This window comes from Candidatus Palauibacter australiensis (assembly GCA_026705295.1).
GTDB classification, from domain to species: Bacteria; Gemmatimonadota; Gemmatimonadetes; order Palauibacterales; family Palauibacteraceae; genus Palauibacter; species Palauibacter australiensis.
Genome location: JAPPBA010000176.1, coordinates 1 through 16,721, shown reverse-complemented (window position 1 = coordinate 16,721; position 16,721 = coordinate 1). Strand labels below are relative to the sequence as shown.

Sequence of the window (16,721 nt, the reverse complement as noted above, 5' to 3'; positions counted from 1 at the left end):
TTGAGGTCGCGGGCACCGCTGCGGTTCGCGGGGATCACGCCGAGATACACCGGGTTGACGGCGTCGGTGACGTCGACGATCGCGGCCCCGCCGGAACGGCCGACGAGGCCGTACTCGCGGCCCGTCTCGGGGTCGGTCCAGCCCCACGCGTCGCTCACGCGCTCCCCGGGTTCGGCGCCGATCGAGGCGAGCGGGAGGTACGCCTGGAGGTCGACATCCGCGCAGTCGAAGCCCGCGGCGCGGTCATCCTCGCAGCGCACCTCCGCCGATGTCACCGCGACGGGCGGAGTCCCGGGCCGCAGCCAGACCGGCCCCGCCCAGGAGCCATCCTCCGCCGCCTCGTAGACGGCCGCGAGCCCCGCGCTTCCCTCGGATGCGGGGCTGCCGACCACGGCGAGGCCCGGGCGGAGGGCCAGGGCGGACCCGAAACCCGCCACGAGGCCAGTCTCCCCGGGCGCGAAGGCGTGGGCTGCGCGCCATCCTTCGTCCGCGTCCGCGCGGGTGAAGGCGTCGACCCTGCCGCGGCCGTCGTCCGCCCCCGGCGCGCCCACGATGAGTTCGCCTCCGGCCGCGGCGAGCGCGGTCCCGAAGCGCTGGCCCGGCCCCGGAGCCCCGGGCCGCAGCGTCGCCGTCTCGGCCCAGCCGCCCCCCGCCCCGCGGGCGAAGAGCACCACGCGGCCGACCGACCCATCCGCGGAGGGCGCGCCCACGGCGAGTTCGTCGTCCCCCGTGAAGTGGACGCTGGAGCCCAGCCCGGCGCCCCCGCCCAGCGCGGGCGCATCGAGCGCCGCCTCGCGGCTCCACGCCCCGTCGGCCCCGCGCGCGAACAGGTACACCGTGCCCGAACTTCCCTGCCCCGGCGCCCCGACCGCCGCCAGCCCGCCGCGGACCGCCATCGCCGTCCCGTACCGCGCGTTCGCCCGCAGCTCTCCGGCCGCCAGCGAGCCCGCCGCGCTCCACGTGCCGTCCGCCCCGCGCGCGTAGACCCGCACCTCGGTGCCGGCGCCCTGCCCGCCCGGCGCCGAGACGAGCGCCACGTCCCCGTCCGCCGCGACGACGCGCGCCGGCGGCTGCAGGATCGCCATCACCCGGCCCATGCTCATCTCCTCGGGGGCCGCAGCGGCTTCGGCCCGGAGCGGCAACGCGCCCGACTCCATCCAGGCCCCGTCCGCTCCGCGCGCGAACCCGTACGCGCCGATCATCACCTGCGGGTCCCCGCTCGCCGCGAGAAATCCGCCCTCCACCGCCGCCATCGTGCGGCCGAACGACTCCCCGAGCAGCGAACCCGCCGACCGCACCTCCTGGACCTGCGACCAGCCGGAATCGCCCTTGCTGAACACGAGCACCGAGGCGACCCCCCGGCCGAACTCCGGCTTGAGGACGAGGATCTCGTCCGCCGCCGGCGCCCACACCGCCGCCCCGAACCCATCCTGTCCCGCCACCGGTCCAGTCACCGCCGCAAACATCGCAAGCCAGGCAACGCGCTTTGTCATCCCGCTCCTCCATTCAAGCGATCGGCCGCCGCATGCGCCAATCGGCGAGCCGCACGCTAGTGAGTCGGTTCATGCTCACGCCCTGTTCGGCCGCCTGCACTGCGAGCGCGCGGTGGCTGATCTCCCATCGCAGTGGGCCCGCCCTCAAGGAACCAGTTCGGTTCGTGGGGCGACGGGCGCGGAACGCCGACGCCCGAGTGGGTGTATGGTGCCGAATCGGCTCAGACTCAACCATTCCCCGGGATAGAGCGTTGCGCAATCCGGCGGCCCCGAACGGTGAAACCGTGTCGGCTGACGATGTCTCCAGCAGAGACGTGCCACGCAGATCCTTCGTTCGGGTGCTGGGCGTGATTGCCGGCGGCACGGGAATCGGGGTGAGCGCGTGCAACGTGCCGTTGTTCCGCGATAGCGACACTCCCAACGATCGCGACCACGAAATCCGGGACCAGCCTTACCAGGGAGGGGATATCATCTTCCAGGATGAGGACAGCCGTACCAACGATTCGCGTCACGGCGACGGCGGCTAGATCTTGTGGCCGTAACGGACGGGCCCGATGGTCCTGCCGGGCCGAGGCTGAGGAGCCATCACCAGGCGAACCCGCGGATCGACGAGCGGGATCACGTGGACCCGCTCAGTTGGATCCTTGGTTTCCCACCCTCCGAAGTTCTTTTTCTCGAAGAGATTCTCGGCAGACGCTCGCTGCATTGCCGGGATGGCCGTCGAGACCGTTTCCGCGAACTCCTGTCCTCGGAGGTGTTGGACCGGATCCTCGGAACCTACGGTCTAACCCCGCGACACATTCGCGTCGTTCGTTTCGACCGCCCGGTCGACGGGTCGGAGTACGAACGCGGCGGATTGGCGGATCCTCGGAGGGTCGCGCGCCTCTTCGCGGAGGGTGGCACAGTCATTTTCGATGCGCTCCACGATCGGCACGAACCTCTTCGCCGCCTCTGCGCGGCATTCTCCCGGCAGACTGGAGCCCGGACGCAGGCTAACATCTACCTGACCCCGCCTCACGCGCAGGGCTTCCGGCACCACTGGGACACGCACGACGTGTTCGTGATGCAGATCGAAGGATCGAAGCGATGGCGCCTTTACGAGGGCGGCGAGGACCTGCCGGTGATCGGCCAGCAGTTCGATCCCGAGACGCACGAGGCGGGCCCGGTGGTGGCGGAGTTCATGCTGACGGCCGGCGATGTCCTCTATCTCCCGCGCGGAGTCATGCACGCCGCCGAATCCGGAGAAGAGACGTCGCTCCACATCACGCTGGGACTGATCGCCTACACATGGTCGGAATTCCTGGGGCAATGTCTCGGTGAACTCACGTTGAGGTCGAGTCGCTGGCGCGAGAACCTCCCCTTCGGCATCGGCGCTACGGGCGCCGACTTCGGAGAGATCCGGCAGCAACTGATCGGTCGAATCGCGGCTCTGCCCGATGAACTCGACGTGGAGGCCGTTCTGTCAGCGAGGCTCGACGAGGTCGGGGCCGCCTTTCGGCCGTGCGCGTCGAACTACCTGTCCCAGGCAACCTCCGCCGCCGAGTCGCTATCTCCGACGGACGTCATACGGCCCCGTCCGGACCTCCGAAGCAGGGCGGAGATCCGCGACGGCCAGGTCGTCGTAATTGCGGCCGGGCGAGAGTTGGAGTTCCCGGAGGCCGCCGCCGGGACGGTCAGATCGGTGCTGGAGGGCGGACCACAGACAGCCGGCTCGCTCGACCGTTCGCTCGACTGGCCGGGACGGAAGATCGTGCTCGGGACGATGATCCGAGAGGGGATCCTCGAGGTCATCGGCTGAGAAAAGACCAGGAGGCCGGACATGACATCTCCACGACGCGAGACCACGATAGCACGGCGCGATGTTCGGGTTCGGGATGTGCCCCGTCGCACTTTCGTGGCCGTCTTTGGTCGCGGCGTGCTTATGGGCGGATTGGGCGTCATGTCCGCTGGATGCCTGTTCGGCGACGACCCGGGCGATCAGGACTACCGCCTGCGCAACGACCGGCGCTACTACCACCCGGGTGACGGCGACCCCCTGGTTCTCGGCGGCGACACTCCCTGGTGGGACCCCCGTGGGCCAGACAATGACCACATCATAGCGGGCCTTTCGAGCGACCCTCGCGGAGACAATGATTCCGGGGTGCTGGGACCATAGTCGACGCCGCGGACTCCGTGCCGTACGGGCGTTCGTCGGCGTCATCGGTCAAGCGAGTCGAACTCCGAACGCCTTGAAACGGCGGAAATCCGCTTCATCGGCCGTGGCAAGCTGCGCACCGCCGCCGAGCGCCGACGCCGCAATCATGCAATCGGGCAGCGATCCGCGCCGACGCCCGCACTCGTTGAAGAGACGCGCCGCCACGACGGCGTCCACTCCGGTGAAATCGATGCGGGGGCCAACGATGGCGTCGGCCACTCGCAGTCGGGGCGGCGAGAGCGGGCCGCACAGAAACTCCGCCCACGCCACAGCGCTCATGCCGATCCCCTCGCCCGACGAGATCCAGCCGCTCAGCCGCCGATCTTCCGGCGATCCGATGACCAGCGCCCGGATGAGGAAGCTGGTATCGAGATGGATCATTCCTCGACCGCGCGGGGCGGCGTCGTCCAGGCACGGCGTTCGGCCCTGACGTCGCGCACCCACCGGTCGATGTCCACGCCGTCCTCCCGGACGTCGGCCTGCAGTTGGCGCAGGGCCGCCAGCGGTCCGCCCGCGCCGGCTCCATCTTCCGCCGCCGCTGTCCTGACCGCCCGGCGCAACACCTCGGACTTGGAGACGTTCCAGCGCGCCGCCAGCGCTTCCAGCGTTCGCACAGTCTCCACATCGAGCGAGTAGGTGGACTTGATCATGGTGGTGGCCATACCGTTATGGTATGGCCCTACTCGAGGGATATCAAGCGCGTCAAGCCCGCGAGCCGCGCGTTGATGAGCCGGTTCATGCGCACCCCCTCACGCCCCGCGGTGCACGGCGGCGGCGAGGGCGGCGGACAGCTCCGCGAAGGCGGCCTCGCCGCGGCCGAGGGCGGCGATGAGCGCGGACCCGACGACGACCCCGTCGGCCATGCCCGCGACCGCGGCGGCCTGCTCCGGCGTCGAGATCCCGAACCCCACCGCCACCGGCAGCCGCACCATCTTCCGGAGCGATCTCACCTGGTCCTCAAGCGAGGCGTCGAGCGCCTTCCGCGCCCCTGTCACGCCGAGGCGGGAGATGTAGTACAGGAACCCCGAGGCGTGGCCCAGGATGGTCTCGAGGCGGGCCCGCGGCGTGGTGGGGGCCGCGAGCGGGATGAGGTCGAGCGATCCGGCGGCCAGCCGCCGCTCCAGTTCCGGGTGCGAGCCCACGGGCAGGTCGGTGACGAGGAGTCCCGCCGCCCCCGCGGCCTCCGCGCGCGCCAGGAAATGCTCCACTCCCATGCGGAGAATCGGATTCAGGTAGGAGAAGACGACGACCGGCGGCAGATCGGCCGAGATCCCGGCCAGCTGGTCCAGCGTGGACTCGACCGTGACGCCCTGCTCCAGCGCGCGCCAGCTCGCGGCCTGGATCGTGGGCCCGTCCGCGAGCGGGTCGCTGAACGGGATCCCGAGTTCGATGATGTCCGCGCCGTCCGCCGCCAGCCGCTCCAGCAGCCGCGGCGTGTCCGCCGGTCGCGGAAACCCGCTCGACAGAAAGGGGATGAATGCCGCTTCGTCCCGACCCTCGAACGCGCCCTCGATCCGCGATCCGACGGGCGTGACGGGGGCCGCGGCGGGCATGTTGCCGCCGGGAACGCTCAAGAGCCGTCGTCCCCCGCGTCCTCCTCGGCGTCGTCCTCCTCGGTCGTCACGGCCGGCCGGTGCGTCCCCCACTGTTCGAACCACTTCCTCAGGTAGAGCTGCGTGCGCAGGAAATTCGACGGGCGCGAACTCGTCCCGTGCCACTCCCCCTGGAAGCGCACCATGACCGTCGGCACGCCCTCGTAGTGAAGCGCCTGGTAGAACTCCTCGGTCTGACCCATGGGCGTCCTGAGATCCATCTCCCCCGTCATCAGCATCGTCGGCGTCGTCACGTTCCCGACGTAGAAGATCGACGACCGGTCCATCCACTCCTCCGGGTCCTCCCAGAAGGGCTGCTCGAAGGTGCGCAGATAGCCGATGGCGTCCGACGTCCCCATCGCCGACATCCAGTTCACGATCGGGCAGTTCGCCGAGGCCGCCCGGAAGCGGTCCGTGTTCCCGACGATGTATGAGGTGAGGATGCCGCCGCCCGAGCACCCGTACACGAACAGGTTGTCCTCGTCCACGTAGCCGCGCCGCAGCATTTCGTCGACGCCGCCCATGAGGTCGGGAAAGTCCGCGCCGGGATAGTCGTGGTTGATGGCGTTCGCGAACTCCGTGCCGTATCCCGTGCTTCCCCGCGGGTTCGTGTAGAGGACGACATAGTCGTTCGAGGCGTGCTCCTGGAAGGCGAAGTTGAACCCGCCGTTGTACATCGAGTGCGGCCCGCCGTGGATGGCGAGCATCAGCGGATACTCGCGGTTCGGGTCGAATTCGGGCGGTTTCACGATCCAGCCCTGCACCCGGAAGCCGTCCGTCGACTCGTACCAGACCTCCTCCACTTCGCCGAGGGTCACGCCGTGGAGCACGTCCGCGTTGACCTCCGTGAGGCGGGTGGCCTCGCCCGGGTCCGAGAGGGAGAACCGATAGAGGTCGCCGGGCTCGTGGTCCGTGGAGATCGTGCCCACCGCGGTGCCGTCCTCCGCGAAGGAGGAGAGGGAGAAGAGATGCGCCCCCTCGGTGAGCTGCGTGACGCCGCCGTCGACGGAGACGAAGTGGAGCTGCCGGTACCCTTCCCGGTTCACGTTGAAGTAGAGGCCGCTCCCGTCGGGTGCCCACTGGAAGCCGCCGGACTGCCGGTCATAGTCGCCGGAGATGAGCCGCGAGCCGGACCCGTCCCGGTTCATGACGTGGATCCGGTTGTTCCGGTAGGTGTCGCGGTGCTCGTCCCCGGCGCTGTACGCGATGAGGCGGCCGTCCGGCGAGGGCACGGGTCCCGCGTCGGGGCCGCGCCGATCGGTGAGTTGGCGGATCGCGCCCGAGGGGACGGAGACCGCGTAGATCTCCGACTCCTGCCAGTGCTCGGGCCGGTCCCAGTCCGGGACGCGGTAGGAGGAGAAGTAGATCTCGCTCCCGTCCGGGCTCCAGGCGATGCCGCCGTGGTTCCAGTCCCCCGTCGTGAGCTGGCGGGCGGAGCCTCCGTCGGCCGGCACGACGAACACGTGCGTCCAGCCGGTGTCGACGTACCCCTGGCGGTCGCGCTTGTAGCCGGCACGCTCGACGATCTTCGGCCCCGTGGTCCAGGTCGCTCCATCCGGCCGCGAGGGGAGATCGACGCCGGCGAAGTCCGCGCGGTCGTTCACCCGGCTCGTGAAGGCGATCCATTCTCCGTCGGGCGACCAGAGGGGCGAGGAGGGGCCGTTCTCGAGGCGCGTGACCTGGGTGGTGGCGCCCTCTTCATCCATCCAGCGCACGAAGATCTGGCTCCCGGAGGGCTCGCCCGCCGCCGTGTACAGGATGCGCGTGCCGTCGGGGGACCAGCGCGCCCCGCCGCCCTCGAGGAGCGCCCGCTTCCGGCTGCCGTCCGCGTTCATCATGTAGAGGGACGACTCGCGGCGGTCGTTGACCTTGTCCACCCAGCCGCGGGTGTAGATGATCCTCGACCCGTCCGGGGAGATCCGGGGATTCGAGACCGACTCCATGTCCATGTAGTGGTCGAGCGACAGCCGGCGCGTCTGGGCCGTCGCATCCGCGGCGAGCGCTCCGGCGGCGATGGCTGTCAGCAGGACGGCGCTTCCGAACTTCGTCTTCATCCTTCACTCCTTCGGCTTCCTGGGCGGCCCGTGGTCAGACCTGGAATTATCGGAGATGAGCCGAGCGGCGGCCAGCCGGAAGCCGACGGTAGAGGTCGGTCAGAGCGGACGGTAGACGGTTCCGCGGTGTGCGACGCGTACGACGAGAACGACGAGCGCCGCATCCTGTACCTCGTACACCACGCGGTAGCCGTCGACGCGGATGCGCCGAAGGCCGCGCAGACCTCCCTTGAGGGAACTGCCCGCGTGGGGATGGTCCGCCAATCCGTCGATGGCGTCTACGATGCGCACGCGGTCCTGCTTCGGAATCCGGCTAAGCGCCTTGACCGCGCTTCGCTTAATCCGAACGGAGTAGGCCACCCCTGACCTCATCCCAGTCGAGTACGGGATCGCTGGGATCCCGCAGCCGCTCCACGGCAACCGTCAGGTCGTTGAAGTCTTCCAGATATCGCTCCAGGGCCTGGCGAACGACGTCGGCACGGCTGCGCCTCAGCGTTGACGCCGCGGCATCCAGGGCTTCGACCATCTCGTGCGGGACGCGCGCGGTGATCTGATCCATGTCCGAAGTCCCCTCCTGGATCACACGTACATCGATTTACTGTCAATGACTGTCGATGCGATCATCGTAATGTCACTGCCGCATCCCCGGCAAGGAGACGACGCTAGAGGATTGCGGCGCCGAGGGCGGAGGCGACGAGGCCGACTCCGAGTTCGGCGGTCTGGTTGCGGTGATCGAGGATCGGGTTGAGTTCGACGAGTTCGAGGCTCAGCAGCTTTCCCGAGTGCGCGGCCTTCTCGCACACGAGGTGCCCTTCGCGGTAGGTGAGGCCGCCGCGCACGGGCGTTCCCACTCCCGGCGCGATCCGCGGGTCGAGCGCGTCTACGTCGAACGAGAGATGGAACCCGGACGTGCCGGCGCCGGCGCGCTCCACGGCTTCGTCCATGCAGGCCCCCACGCCGCGCTCGTCGATTTCGGACATCGTGAACACGCGGACGCCCAGCTCCCGGATGAGCCGCTTCTCGCCCCCATCCAGCGACCGCGCGCCCAGGACGCTCACGTTCTCCGGGGCGACGCTCGCCGCGCCGCGGGTCAGTTGCGGCTCCCCGTGCCCCAGCAGCACCGCGAGCGGCATGCCGTGAATGTTCCCGGTGGGCGTGGTGTCGGGGCGGTTCATGTCGGCGTGGGCGTCCACCCAGATGACGCCGATGGACGCCCCCCGGGACCGGTGGTGGTCGGCGACCGCCGCCACCGATCCGATCGAGAGCGAATGGTCGCCGCCGAGCACGAGCGGCGTGCAGCCCCGGGCCAGTCCCTCGCCCACGAGCTTCCGTGTCTCCTCCGCCACGTGGACGATCTCGTCCAGGAAGCGCAACTCGTGCTCGCCCGCGTCCGTGGTCTCCAGCCCGCCGGCCGTCACGGTGCCCAGTTCGACGATGCTGTGGCCGACCGCTTCGATCTCCTGGCTGATCCCGGCGATGCGCAGAGCGGAGGGCCCCATGTCCACGCCCCGGCGTCCGGCGCCGAGGTCGATGGAGACGGAGATCAGCGCGATGTCCACCAGGCCGCGGTCAGCGCGTGTAGCAGGGGGTGGCGTTGGCGGCGGCCCACGGATGCACGATCCGGAGGGCGAGCCCGCCGGCGCCGTCGTCCTGCCACTGGACCTGCAACCCCTTGAGCCCGCGCTGGGCGCCGGCCTCCGCTTCGCCCATGGGAAAGACCTCGTACGGACCCGCGATGGTCCCGGTACGGGCCGAGAACAGGAAGTCGCGCAGCGCGCCGCGGTTGGGTCCGCCCATCCCGGAGATCGTCTGGTCGAGCCCTTCGGCCACGAGTTCCACGGCCGCGAAGCCGCCTGCCGCGTGGTAGCCCGGCGTCGCTCCGTGCGCCGCCTCGAAGCGGCTGACGAAGGTTGCGTTGTCCGCGATGAACCCGGATGTCTCGAGGGCCGGGTGCCAGGGCGAGTTGCCGGCGACGCACCGCGCGGCCTGCCCTACGTCCTCGACGAAGTGCTGCTGACCAGGCCCGATGATCAGGCTCATGAGGACCGGCCTGTAGCCCACGACGGGCGCCGCAGTGGCGAAGCCGGCGGCGTCGGCCGTGTAGCCGCCGCCGATGAAGAGGTCCGCGCCGGCGTCCCGTGCCGCAGTGGCGATCGCCTCGTGGTCGGCGGCTCCCACCTCATAGGACTGGTCCAGCACGATCTCCAGTCCGTGGCGGCGGACCGCTTCGCGCACGCCCTCGACCACCGATGCCGGAAACGAACTGTTCTCGTACACGATCGCCGCGGTCCGGGCCCCGCCGAACACGGCCACCTCCACGGAACCCTGCAGGTAGGCCGGCCCCGGAGTCAGCAACTGGACGCTCCATTGCCGCTGCCGCTCGGACCAGATCGAGGGCGCCGCCGCCATCGGCGCGACCATCGGCATGCCCGCGGCCTCGTTCACGGCGAGGACGGTTTCCGTGATCGGGCTGCTGTACGGCCCCAGCAGCGCCTCGACCGTCCCGGAGGCGATGAGCTCCGCGTACAGGCGCGCGCTTGCCTGGGCATCGCTCCCGTCGTCGCGAATCTCCAACTGCACCGGCCGGCCGCGAATCCCCCCCTTCTCGTTGAGGATCTCGACGGCGAGACGATACCCGCGCACGACTTCAATCCCCTCCACGCCGTGCCGCCCCGTCTCGGAGATGGCCGCCGCCAGCGTGATCGGCGTCCCGTCCGAGCCCGGCTCCGGCCCCGTGGGATCCGCCGGGTCGTCCACGCACCCGGCCGCGACCAGGGCCAGTGTCAGGAAGCCTGCGGCCAGACCGATCGTGCGACCGCCGCGATGTGCCCGATGTGTATCGCTCATGAGTCCCATGAATATCGCCTCGAAACTTGAAGACAGTTCTGCTAGCGCAACTCCACGTCGTCGCCGTCCAGGGTACGGATCCTCGCCACGAGCGCGGGCTCCGGCCCCTCGTCCACTTCGAGCGCCAGGTCCAGCGACTCGAGGGTCGATCGTACCGCGGAGGGGTCCGGGTGTTCGGCCCGGAACGAGATCAGCCGCCCGCCCGGCGGCGTCGCGCGGGCCGGGTGCGGCGTCGTTCCCCAGTCGATGAAGAAAGGTACGAGACCATCGTGGAGGACGGCGGCGAAGGCCGTGATCTCCCAGCTCAGTTCGGTGCCGTCCGGCCGGAGCCGGGAGCCGGGCCGCACCGACCCCAGCGGAACGCCCCGGCTCGACGCCCGCGCGACGAGCGCCTCGAGGTCGGTCCCGCGGGCCGCCCACGTGACGAGTCGGGGCTCGGCGAGTCCCTCGATTCCGAACGGGAGCGGCTCGTCCCGGGGCGGCGCTTCGGGGTCGGGACCGAGGATCTCGAGATAGATGTCCCCCCCGAGCGAGAGGAGATGGTTCGCGGTGCCGAGGTTCTCGTGGCGACCGCCGAACGCGGCTTCGACGCCGAGCCGCTCGGCCACCCACGCCACTCCCTCCTCGAGGTCGGCGGTCCCCAGCAGCAGATGGTCGAGATTCACGGGAACGGCGGGGGCGCCCGGCGTACCGGGTGCGCCCTGCGGCGGTGTCGGCGGGAGCATGGCCACTTTCCGTTAGCCTCCCTCGTCTTCGAGTTCGACGCCGAGCCCGTCGGCGATCCGGTTCACGAATGCATAGTAGGCGGTGACCGCGCAGATATCGTGGATCGCGCGATCATCGAAGCCGCGCGCCTTCAATCCCTCGACCGCGGATCCGTGCTCGCCGCCCGGGTCGAGCGTGAGCCGCGCGGCGTAGTCGAGCATCGCCCGGTCGGCCTCGTCCAGCTCGGCCGCCGCATGGTCCGTCGCGAGGGCAGCGATGAGGCGTTCGTTCTCCTCGCTGGAACCGCTGGCGTTGGCCACCTCGAGCAGACGACGGAGACCCTCTCCGTGATGGACAATTCAGTAGCGGCAGGCGTTGAGGCCCGACACGACGACCGCGATCATCTCCCTCTGGATCCGGGTCAGCGGCCCCGGTCCGTACATGAGTTCGCGGTAGAGGTCGTAGTGGAGCCGGATGACGCGGCTGTGGACGCCGTGAATGCGGATGATGTTGTCGTCGTCCGCGACGCGGTCCTCCTCGGGGATCCCCGCCGGATCCGGGTAGTCGATGAAGGCCACGGTCAGCGCCCGCCCGAGCCGGCGTCGCCACCAGGTTCGTCACCCGCCGCCAGGATGCGGGCGACTTCCTCCACGTCCTTGTCGCCCCGGCCGCTGAGGCAGATGACGACGCGGCTCCCCGCCCAGCGCGCGGCTTCCCGCCGCAGGCCCGCCAGCGCGTGGGCGCTCTCGAGCGCGGGGATCAGCCCCTCCAGCCGGCACAGATCCCGGAACGCCGCGAGGGCCTCCTCATCCGTCACCGATTCGTAGCGGACCTGTCCCGTCTCCTTGAGCCACGAGTGCTCCGGGCCGACGCCGGGATAGTCGAGGCCGGCGGAGACGGAATGGGCGGGAATCACCTGGCCGTCCTCGTCCTGGAGCAGGTAGCTGTAGTTGCCGTGAAGCACCCCGGGCTCGCCCGCCGTGAGCGAGGCGGAGTGCCGGCCGGTTTCGACCCCGTGCCCCGCCGCCTCCACGCCGACGAGGGCGACGCGCGTCTCCGCCGGGAGTTCGCGGTTGCGCTCGATGAAGGGGGTGAAGATGCCGATCGCGTTGGAGCCGCCGCCCACGCAGGCGAAGACGGCATCCGGCTCCACGCCGTGCTCGGCGAGTTGCCGGCCGGTCTCGTCGCCGATGACGCGCTGGAAGTCGCGCACGAGCGCCGGATAGGGCGCGGGGCCGACGACGGAGCCGATGATGTAGTGCGTCGTGTCCACGTTCGTGACCCAGTCGCGGATCGCCTCGTTCGTCGCGTCCTTGAGCGTCCGGCTCCCGCTTGAGACGGGGATGACTTCGGCACCCAGCATCTCCATGCGCTCGACGTTGAGCGCCTGCCGGCGCATGTCCTCCTCTCCCATGTAGACGGCGCACTCGAAGTCGAGCGCCGCGCAGGCGGTGGCCGTCGCCACGCCGTGCTGGCCCGCGCCGGTCTCGGCGATGATCCGGGCCTTCTTCATGCGCTTCGCGAGCAGCGCCTGGCCGATCGTGTTGTTGATCTTGTGGGCGCCCGTGTGGTTGAGGTCCTCACGCTTCAGCCACAGGTCGAGCCCGAGATCCGCCCCGAGGCGTGGCGCCCGGTAGAGCGGCGTGGGCCGTCCCACGTAATGGGCGAGGCTGATCTCGAGGGCCTCCGCGAAGGAGGGATCGTCGCACGCCTCGGCCCAGGCCGCCGTGAGTTCGTCGAGCGCGGGGATCAGCGTCTCGGGCACGAACTGCCCGCCGAAGTCGCCGAACCAGCCGGGGGCCGGGCTGCTCATTTCGCCGCCGCTCGTTGGGCGGCCGCCAGGAATTCGAGGATGAGTTCGGTCGACTTCTCCCCCCGGGCCCGCTCGACGCCCGAGGAAACGTCGACGATGTCGGGACGCACGTCGCGGATCGCGCGCGCCACGTTGTCCGCGTTCAGCCCGCCCGCGAGGGCGAGCCCACACCCGTCCCGTTCCAGCCCCGCCAGCCACTCGTACGGGAAGGCCGTCCCGGTGCCTCCGGGTCCGCGCGGCGAGAACCCCTCCAGGAGGATCGCGTCCGCCGCCTCCCGGTACTCGTCCCACCCCCGGAGCAGGTCGTCGCTCGACGTGGGCCGGAGACCCTTCCAGACCTCCAATCCCTCAGCCCGGAGGCGCTCGCAGAGGTCGGGCGGCTCGGCGCCGGCGAGCTGAGCCACGTGAAACCCCGCGATGTCCCGTTTGACGAGGATCTCCGCCGGGCCCGCGTCCACGAACACGCCCACGGCGCGCGTGCCGCCCTCGAGCGCCTCCACGACGCCGGCGGCTTCCCCGGCCGTGATCTCCCGCACCCGGCCGGCGAACACGACGCCCACGTAGTCCGCTCCGGCGCGAGACGTCGCGGCGGCGTGCCGCGGCTCCCGGAGACCGCAGATCTTCACCCTGGCGCGGGTCACGGCGCGCCGTCGCCGTCCATCGAGGCCTCGGCGCCCGCCGGGTGCATCCGGTCGCTCCGGGGCCGCTGCGGATGGCCGACGAGCGCCTCGACGCCCGCCGCCGGGTCGCCTGCCATCAACCACCCGCCGACCAGCACCGCGTCCGCCCCCGCCGCCCCCGCCGCCGCCGCGTCCTCCGCGGACCGGATCCCGCTCTCCGCCACGGCCACGACATCGGCCGGAAGCGTCGCGATCAGGCGCAGCGAGCGCTCGAGATCCACCTCGAAGGTCGCGAGGTCCCGCGCGTTCACGCCGACGATCCGGGCCCCGGCTTCGAGCGCCCGCATCATCTCCTCCTCGTCGTGCGCCTCTACGAGCGCCCCGAGACCGAGCTCGCCCGCGATTTCGAGCAGTTCCCGCAACCGGGCGTCGCCGAGCGCGCGCACGATGAGCAGGACCGCATCCGCGCCCGCGGCCCGCGCCTCGTACAACTGGACGGGATCCAGCGTGAAGTCCTTGCGGAGGATGGGGGCTCCCACGGCGCCCTTCGCGGACCTCAGGTCGTCCAGCGAGCCGCCGAAGTAGCGTTCGTCCGTGAGGACCGAAATCGCAGCCGCCCCCGCGGAGGCGTACACGCTCGCCACGCCCGCCGCCTGGGCGTACGGGTTGATGTCGCCGGCGGAGGGTGAGCGGCGCTTGAACTCCGCCACGACGGAGACTTCCCCGGGCCGGCGCAGCGACGCCTCGAAACCGCGCGGCGGCGGGGCTTCCTCCGCCTGTGCGCGAATCGCGCTCCGGAACAACTGGAGCCGCGCGACCTCTTCCCGCTTCGCCGCGAGGATCTCTTCGAGAATCGTGTCGTGTGCCATGGGCGCCAAGCTGCGACCGCCGCTATCCCGCCGCAAAACCCCGGCGGTCGTCCCGGTTCGCGTGGAAGGTTGCGCTTCGGTGCATGTTCGGGTATGTTCGGTAATCCTTCGGCCCGCCGCAAGCGTCCGGGGCGGGCACGGTGCGGAAGCTTCGAGCGGAGCGAAAAACGATGGCGCTTACGAAGCGACAGCGCGAGATGCTGGACTTCCTCGAGGGCTTCATACGGTTCCGCGGGTATTCCCCGAGCTTCGAGGAGATCGCGGAGGAGTTCGGCTACCGCTCGCTCGCGACGGTGCACGAACATCTCCAGAACCTGCAGGCGAAGGGGTATATCCGAAAGAACTACAATGAAAGCCGGTCGGTCGAACTGGTGGAAGGAAAGCTCCAGGTCGCCGCGGTCGAACTGCCGCTGTACGGCAACGTGGCGGCGGGTCAGCCGATAGAAGTCATCCAGGATCAGGAGACGGTCTCCGTTCCCGAAGACATGATCGCGGGCTCCCTGAGCGAACACTACGTGCTCCGGGTGCGCGGCGATTCGATGATCGACGAACAGATCCGCGACGGCGACTACGTCATCGTCCAGTCGCGCGAGACGGCGCACAACGGCGAAATGGTGATCGCGCTCGTCGATGGCGAGAACGCCACCATGAAGAAGATCTACCTGGAGCAGGGCCGGATCCGGCTTCAGCCCGCGAACCCGGCGCTCGCGCCGATCTACCTGAACCCATCGCAGGTCACGATCCAGGGCGTCGTGATCGGCGTGATCCGGCGCTACTAAAGACGGACAAGAAGCCTCACCGCAGTTGACGGAGGACCGCTCTCGACTCCCCGAGAGTTCCCGTCCCGACGGCCACCCACCTCCCACAAAAAAAACCGTCGGGGCGGAGGTTCCCGTCTCCGGAATCAACAAGCCTATTTGGTCCAGATCACGACGGCGCCACAACGGGCGTCATAGCCGGAGAATTCCGCCGGGAGCGCGGCCGCGCCCGTGTACACCTCGAGCCCTTCGATCTCCGCCGGGAGAACGTAATCGTTGATCGTCTCATTCTCCCTGGTCATGCGGCTCATGCGCAGGATCGCATGGGGCACCTCCTCCGCGGCCCACCGCTCGTCGCTTCCTCGAATGACCAGGTTGCCGTCAACGAAGATATTCAACTTGCAGCCCTGGTTGCTGAAGCCCGCCGATGCCCTCGTGCCGTACAACTGGCATCCGTGCGCCTGCACCCCGCAGTTCCCCAGCCGTACGCCAGGCACGTCCGCGATCATGTGCGAAATGCGAAGCGGGTTGCGGCGTTCGATGTCCTCGACGGTGAAGAACTCGCCGCCACCCGTGAGTTCCCCCCACTCTCTGCGTTCGTAGAACCCCGAGATCTCCAGACGCCGGGACCTCGTGGCGACTGCGACCAGCGGCGCCAGGACCACCGGGTCCGGAGACAGGCCGATCATGGCCTCGGTCGTGACGCCCCGCTCGACTACCACCCGATCGACCAGGGGTGCGTAGCCGAGATGCCGCACCGAAAGCTCGTGTTCGCCCACCGGCAGCGCGCTGAGCACAAAATACCCGCGGCTGTTGCTCTGAGCCGCCTCCGGCCGGCCCGGGACGGACACCGCGGCCGCCGCCACAGGCCGGTCGTTCCGCGCATCCCGAACCTGCCCGATGACCCGCCCCGTGGCCGTGGTCGCGAACAGGAGGCGGAGTTGCACGGAAACCGGCGCTCCGGGCTCCACGATCACTGTCATCTCCTCGCTCGACGCGTCGCCGAACTCGGCCCACAGGACGGCCTGTCGCGTGTTCGGCGGAACGCAGAGTACGAGCCGTCCGTCGGCGTCCACCGGCTCCCGCACCGGTCGCCGCTCCGCGTCCGTCCACCGCAACGCCACCGTCGCGCCCGGGATCGGAACCAGCCCCGAATCGTCGAGCACCTCGACCGCGAGCGACCGGCGGCCGGCGCAACCATCCTCCTGCAAGGCGCCGAGCGATCCGGCACCCACTGCAACCAGGATCGCCGGCACCCACACAGCCAGCGATCCCGCCCGCACGATCCGGCCAAAGTCGTTGCACATCGGCGCCCTCCGTTTCCCACGCAGACCCGTGCACCCGCACTCAAGTCGACTACCCGGGAGCGGCCGCGATTGGTCCAGAACAAACCTCCGTCGATGAGCGCGTCCTTTTCCACGACCCAGGCCTCGGTCCGGTTGGCGTTCGACGCCCGAGATGCGGCGGGGAGCCGGAACCGGCCGATGGTCGGGCCCGTCGGCCCCAGGACGAGCCATGTCCGTTCTCCCGCCTCATCGGGCCCTGGCGATCCAGATCGTGTCGTCGCTCCCCACCAAGAATTGCCAGGTGTCGCCGCGAACAGGAGCGTGGCTGCGGCAAGACACGCCATGGTCCGCCGCACCGGCGGTGATTGCGACGCGGACGGCCCGCGCGAGCATGGCAGCGTGTCGCGTTACCCGTCCCGGCGGTGTCCGGCGCCACCATCCTCGTTCGCGGATTTTGAGCAGCCTCTGGTGGGAGGGGGGCAGGACGCGC

General features: G+C 70.0%; 19 protein-coding genes. 3 read left to right on the top strand and 16 right to left on the bottom strand.

The window, feature by feature from the left end; all coding sequences use genetic code 11:
* Window positions 1-1,493, bottom strand: a 1,493-nt coding sequence (locus tag OXN85_14435; GenBank protein ID MCY3601161.1) for a hypothetical protein, incomplete at its 3' end; no start/stop codon positions are given.
* A 251-nt stretch (window positions 1,494-1,744) separates the two neighbouring features.
* Between OXN85_14435 and OXN85_14430 the strand changes: the two genes are divergently transcribed.
* Window positions 1,745-2,020, top strand: coding sequence for a hypothetical protein (locus tag OXN85_14430; protein MCY3601160.1), 276 nt, complete (start codon window positions 1,745-1,747; stop codon window positions 2,018-2,020).
* A gap of 95 nt (window positions 2,021-2,115) precedes the next feature.
* On the top strand, window positions 2,116-3,291 hold the full coding sequence (locus tag OXN85_14425; GenBank protein MCY3601159.1) for a hypothetical protein: 1,176 nt from the start codon (window positions 2,116-2,118) through the stop codon (window positions 3,289-3,291).
* 405 nt (window positions 3,292-3,696) lie between these two features.
* Here the strand turns inward: OXN85_14425 and OXN85_14420 are convergent, their stop codons facing one another.
* From OXN85_14420 to trpC, 14 genes are all read right to left on the bottom strand, one after another.
* Window positions 3,697-4,068, bottom strand: a complete 372-nt coding sequence (locus OXN85_14420; GenBank protein ID MCY3601158.1) for a type II toxin-antitoxin system VapC family toxin — start codon at window positions 4,066-4,068, stop codon at window positions 3,697-3,699.
* Complete coding sequence (locus OXN85_14415; GenBank protein ID MCY3601157.1) at window positions 4,065-4,337, bottom strand: ribbon-helix-helix protein, CopG family; 273 nt, start codon at window positions 4,335-4,337, stop codon at window positions 4,065-4,067. Before OXN85_14415 ends, OXN85_14420 begins: the two co-directional genes overlap by 4 nt.
* Window positions 4,338-4,436: 99 nt before the next feature.
* Window positions 4,437-5,261: a tryptophan synthase subunit alpha gene (gene trpA, locus OXN85_14410; protein MCY3601156.1), complete on the bottom strand. Its 825-nt coding sequence runs from the start codon at window positions 5,259-5,261 to the stop codon at window positions 4,437-4,439.
* A complete protein-coding gene (locus OXN85_14405) occupies window positions 5,258-7,333 on the bottom strand; it encodes a S9 family peptidase (GenBank protein MCY3601155.1) in 2,076 nt (691 codons plus the stop codon). The genes trpA and OXN85_14405 overlap by 4 nt, the downstream gene beginning before the upstream one ends.
* A gap of 99 nt (window positions 7,334-7,432) precedes the next feature.
* A complete protein-coding gene (locus tag OXN85_14400) occupies window positions 7,433-7,624 on the bottom strand; it encodes a type II toxin-antitoxin system RelE/ParE family toxin (protein MCY3601154.1) in 192 nt (63 codons plus the stop codon).
* Between the two features lie 46 nt (window positions 7,625-7,670).
* A complete protein-coding gene (locus OXN85_14395) occupies window positions 7,671-7,892 on the bottom strand; it encodes a ribbon-helix-helix protein, CopG family (GenBank protein MCY3601153.1) in 222 nt (73 codons plus the stop codon).
* Between the two features lie 103 nt (window positions 7,893-7,995).
* A complete protein-coding gene (rocF, locus tag OXN85_14390; protein MCY3601152.1) occupies window positions 7,996-8,895 on the bottom strand; it encodes an arginase in 900 nt (299 codons plus the stop codon).
* Window positions 8,896-8,902: 7 nt separating this feature from the next.
* Entirely contained in the window at window positions 8,903-10,180 is a 1,278-nt protein-coding gene (locus OXN85_14385; protein ID MCY3601151.1) for an amino acid ABC transporter substrate-binding protein, read from the bottom strand.
* A gap of 41 nt (window positions 10,181-10,221) precedes the next feature.
* Window positions 10,222-10,905, bottom strand: a complete 684-nt coding sequence (locus tag OXN85_14380) for a VOC family protein (protein MCY3601150.1) — start codon at window positions 10,903-10,905, stop codon at window positions 10,222-10,224.
* A 12-nt stretch (window positions 10,906-10,917) separates the two neighbouring features.
* The gene (locus OXN85_14375) at window positions 10,918-11,205 is read right to left on the bottom strand and encodes a peroxidase (GenBank protein MCY3601149.1); all 288 of its coding nucleotides are present in this window, start codon (window positions 11,203-11,205) and stop codon (window positions 10,918-10,920) included.
* Window positions 11,206-11,244: 39 nt separating this feature from the next.
* Window positions 11,245-11,463, bottom strand: coding sequence for a hypothetical protein (locus tag OXN85_14370; protein MCY3601148.1), 219 nt, complete (start codon window positions 11,461-11,463; stop codon window positions 11,245-11,247).
* 2 nt (window positions 11,464-11,465) lie between these two features.
* Window positions 11,466-12,698 carry a tryptophan synthase subunit beta gene (trpB, locus tag OXN85_14365; protein MCY3601147.1) on the bottom strand — a complete coding sequence of 411 codons (1,233 nt, stop codon included), beginning with the start codon at window positions 12,696-12,698 and terminating at the stop codon, window positions 11,466-11,468.
* Window positions 12,695-13,339, bottom strand: a complete 645-nt coding sequence (locus tag OXN85_14360) for a phosphoribosylanthranilate isomerase (protein MCY3601146.1) — start codon at window positions 13,337-13,339, stop codon at window positions 12,695-12,697. Before OXN85_14360 ends, trpB begins: the two co-directional genes overlap by 4 nt.
* Window positions 13,336-14,187 (bottom strand): indole-3-glycerol phosphate synthase TrpC, encoded by an 852-nt coding sequence (gene trpC, locus OXN85_14355; GenBank protein MCY3601145.1) that lies wholly within the window; start codon window positions 14,185-14,187, stop codon window positions 13,336-13,338. Before trpC ends, OXN85_14360 begins: the two co-directional genes overlap by 4 nt.
* Before the next feature lie 170 nt (window positions 14,188-14,357).
* Here trpC and lexA point away from each other — a divergent pair, with 170 nt between their 5' ends.
* On the top strand, window positions 14,358-14,966 hold the full coding sequence (gene lexA / locus OXN85_14350) for a transcriptional repressor LexA (GenBank protein ID MCY3601144.1): 609 nt from the start codon (window positions 14,358-14,360) through the stop codon (window positions 14,964-14,966).
* A 134-nt stretch (window positions 14,967-15,100) separates the two neighbouring features.
* Here lexA and OXN85_14345 read toward each other — a convergent pair whose 3' ends face one another.
* Window positions 15,101-16,252 carry a carboxypeptidase-like regulatory domain-containing protein gene (locus OXN85_14345; GenBank protein MCY3601143.1) on the bottom strand — a complete coding sequence of 384 codons (1,152 nt, stop codon included), beginning with the start codon at window positions 16,250-16,252 and terminating at the stop codon, window positions 15,101-15,103.
* Window positions 16,253-16,721: the final 469 nt, after the last annotated feature.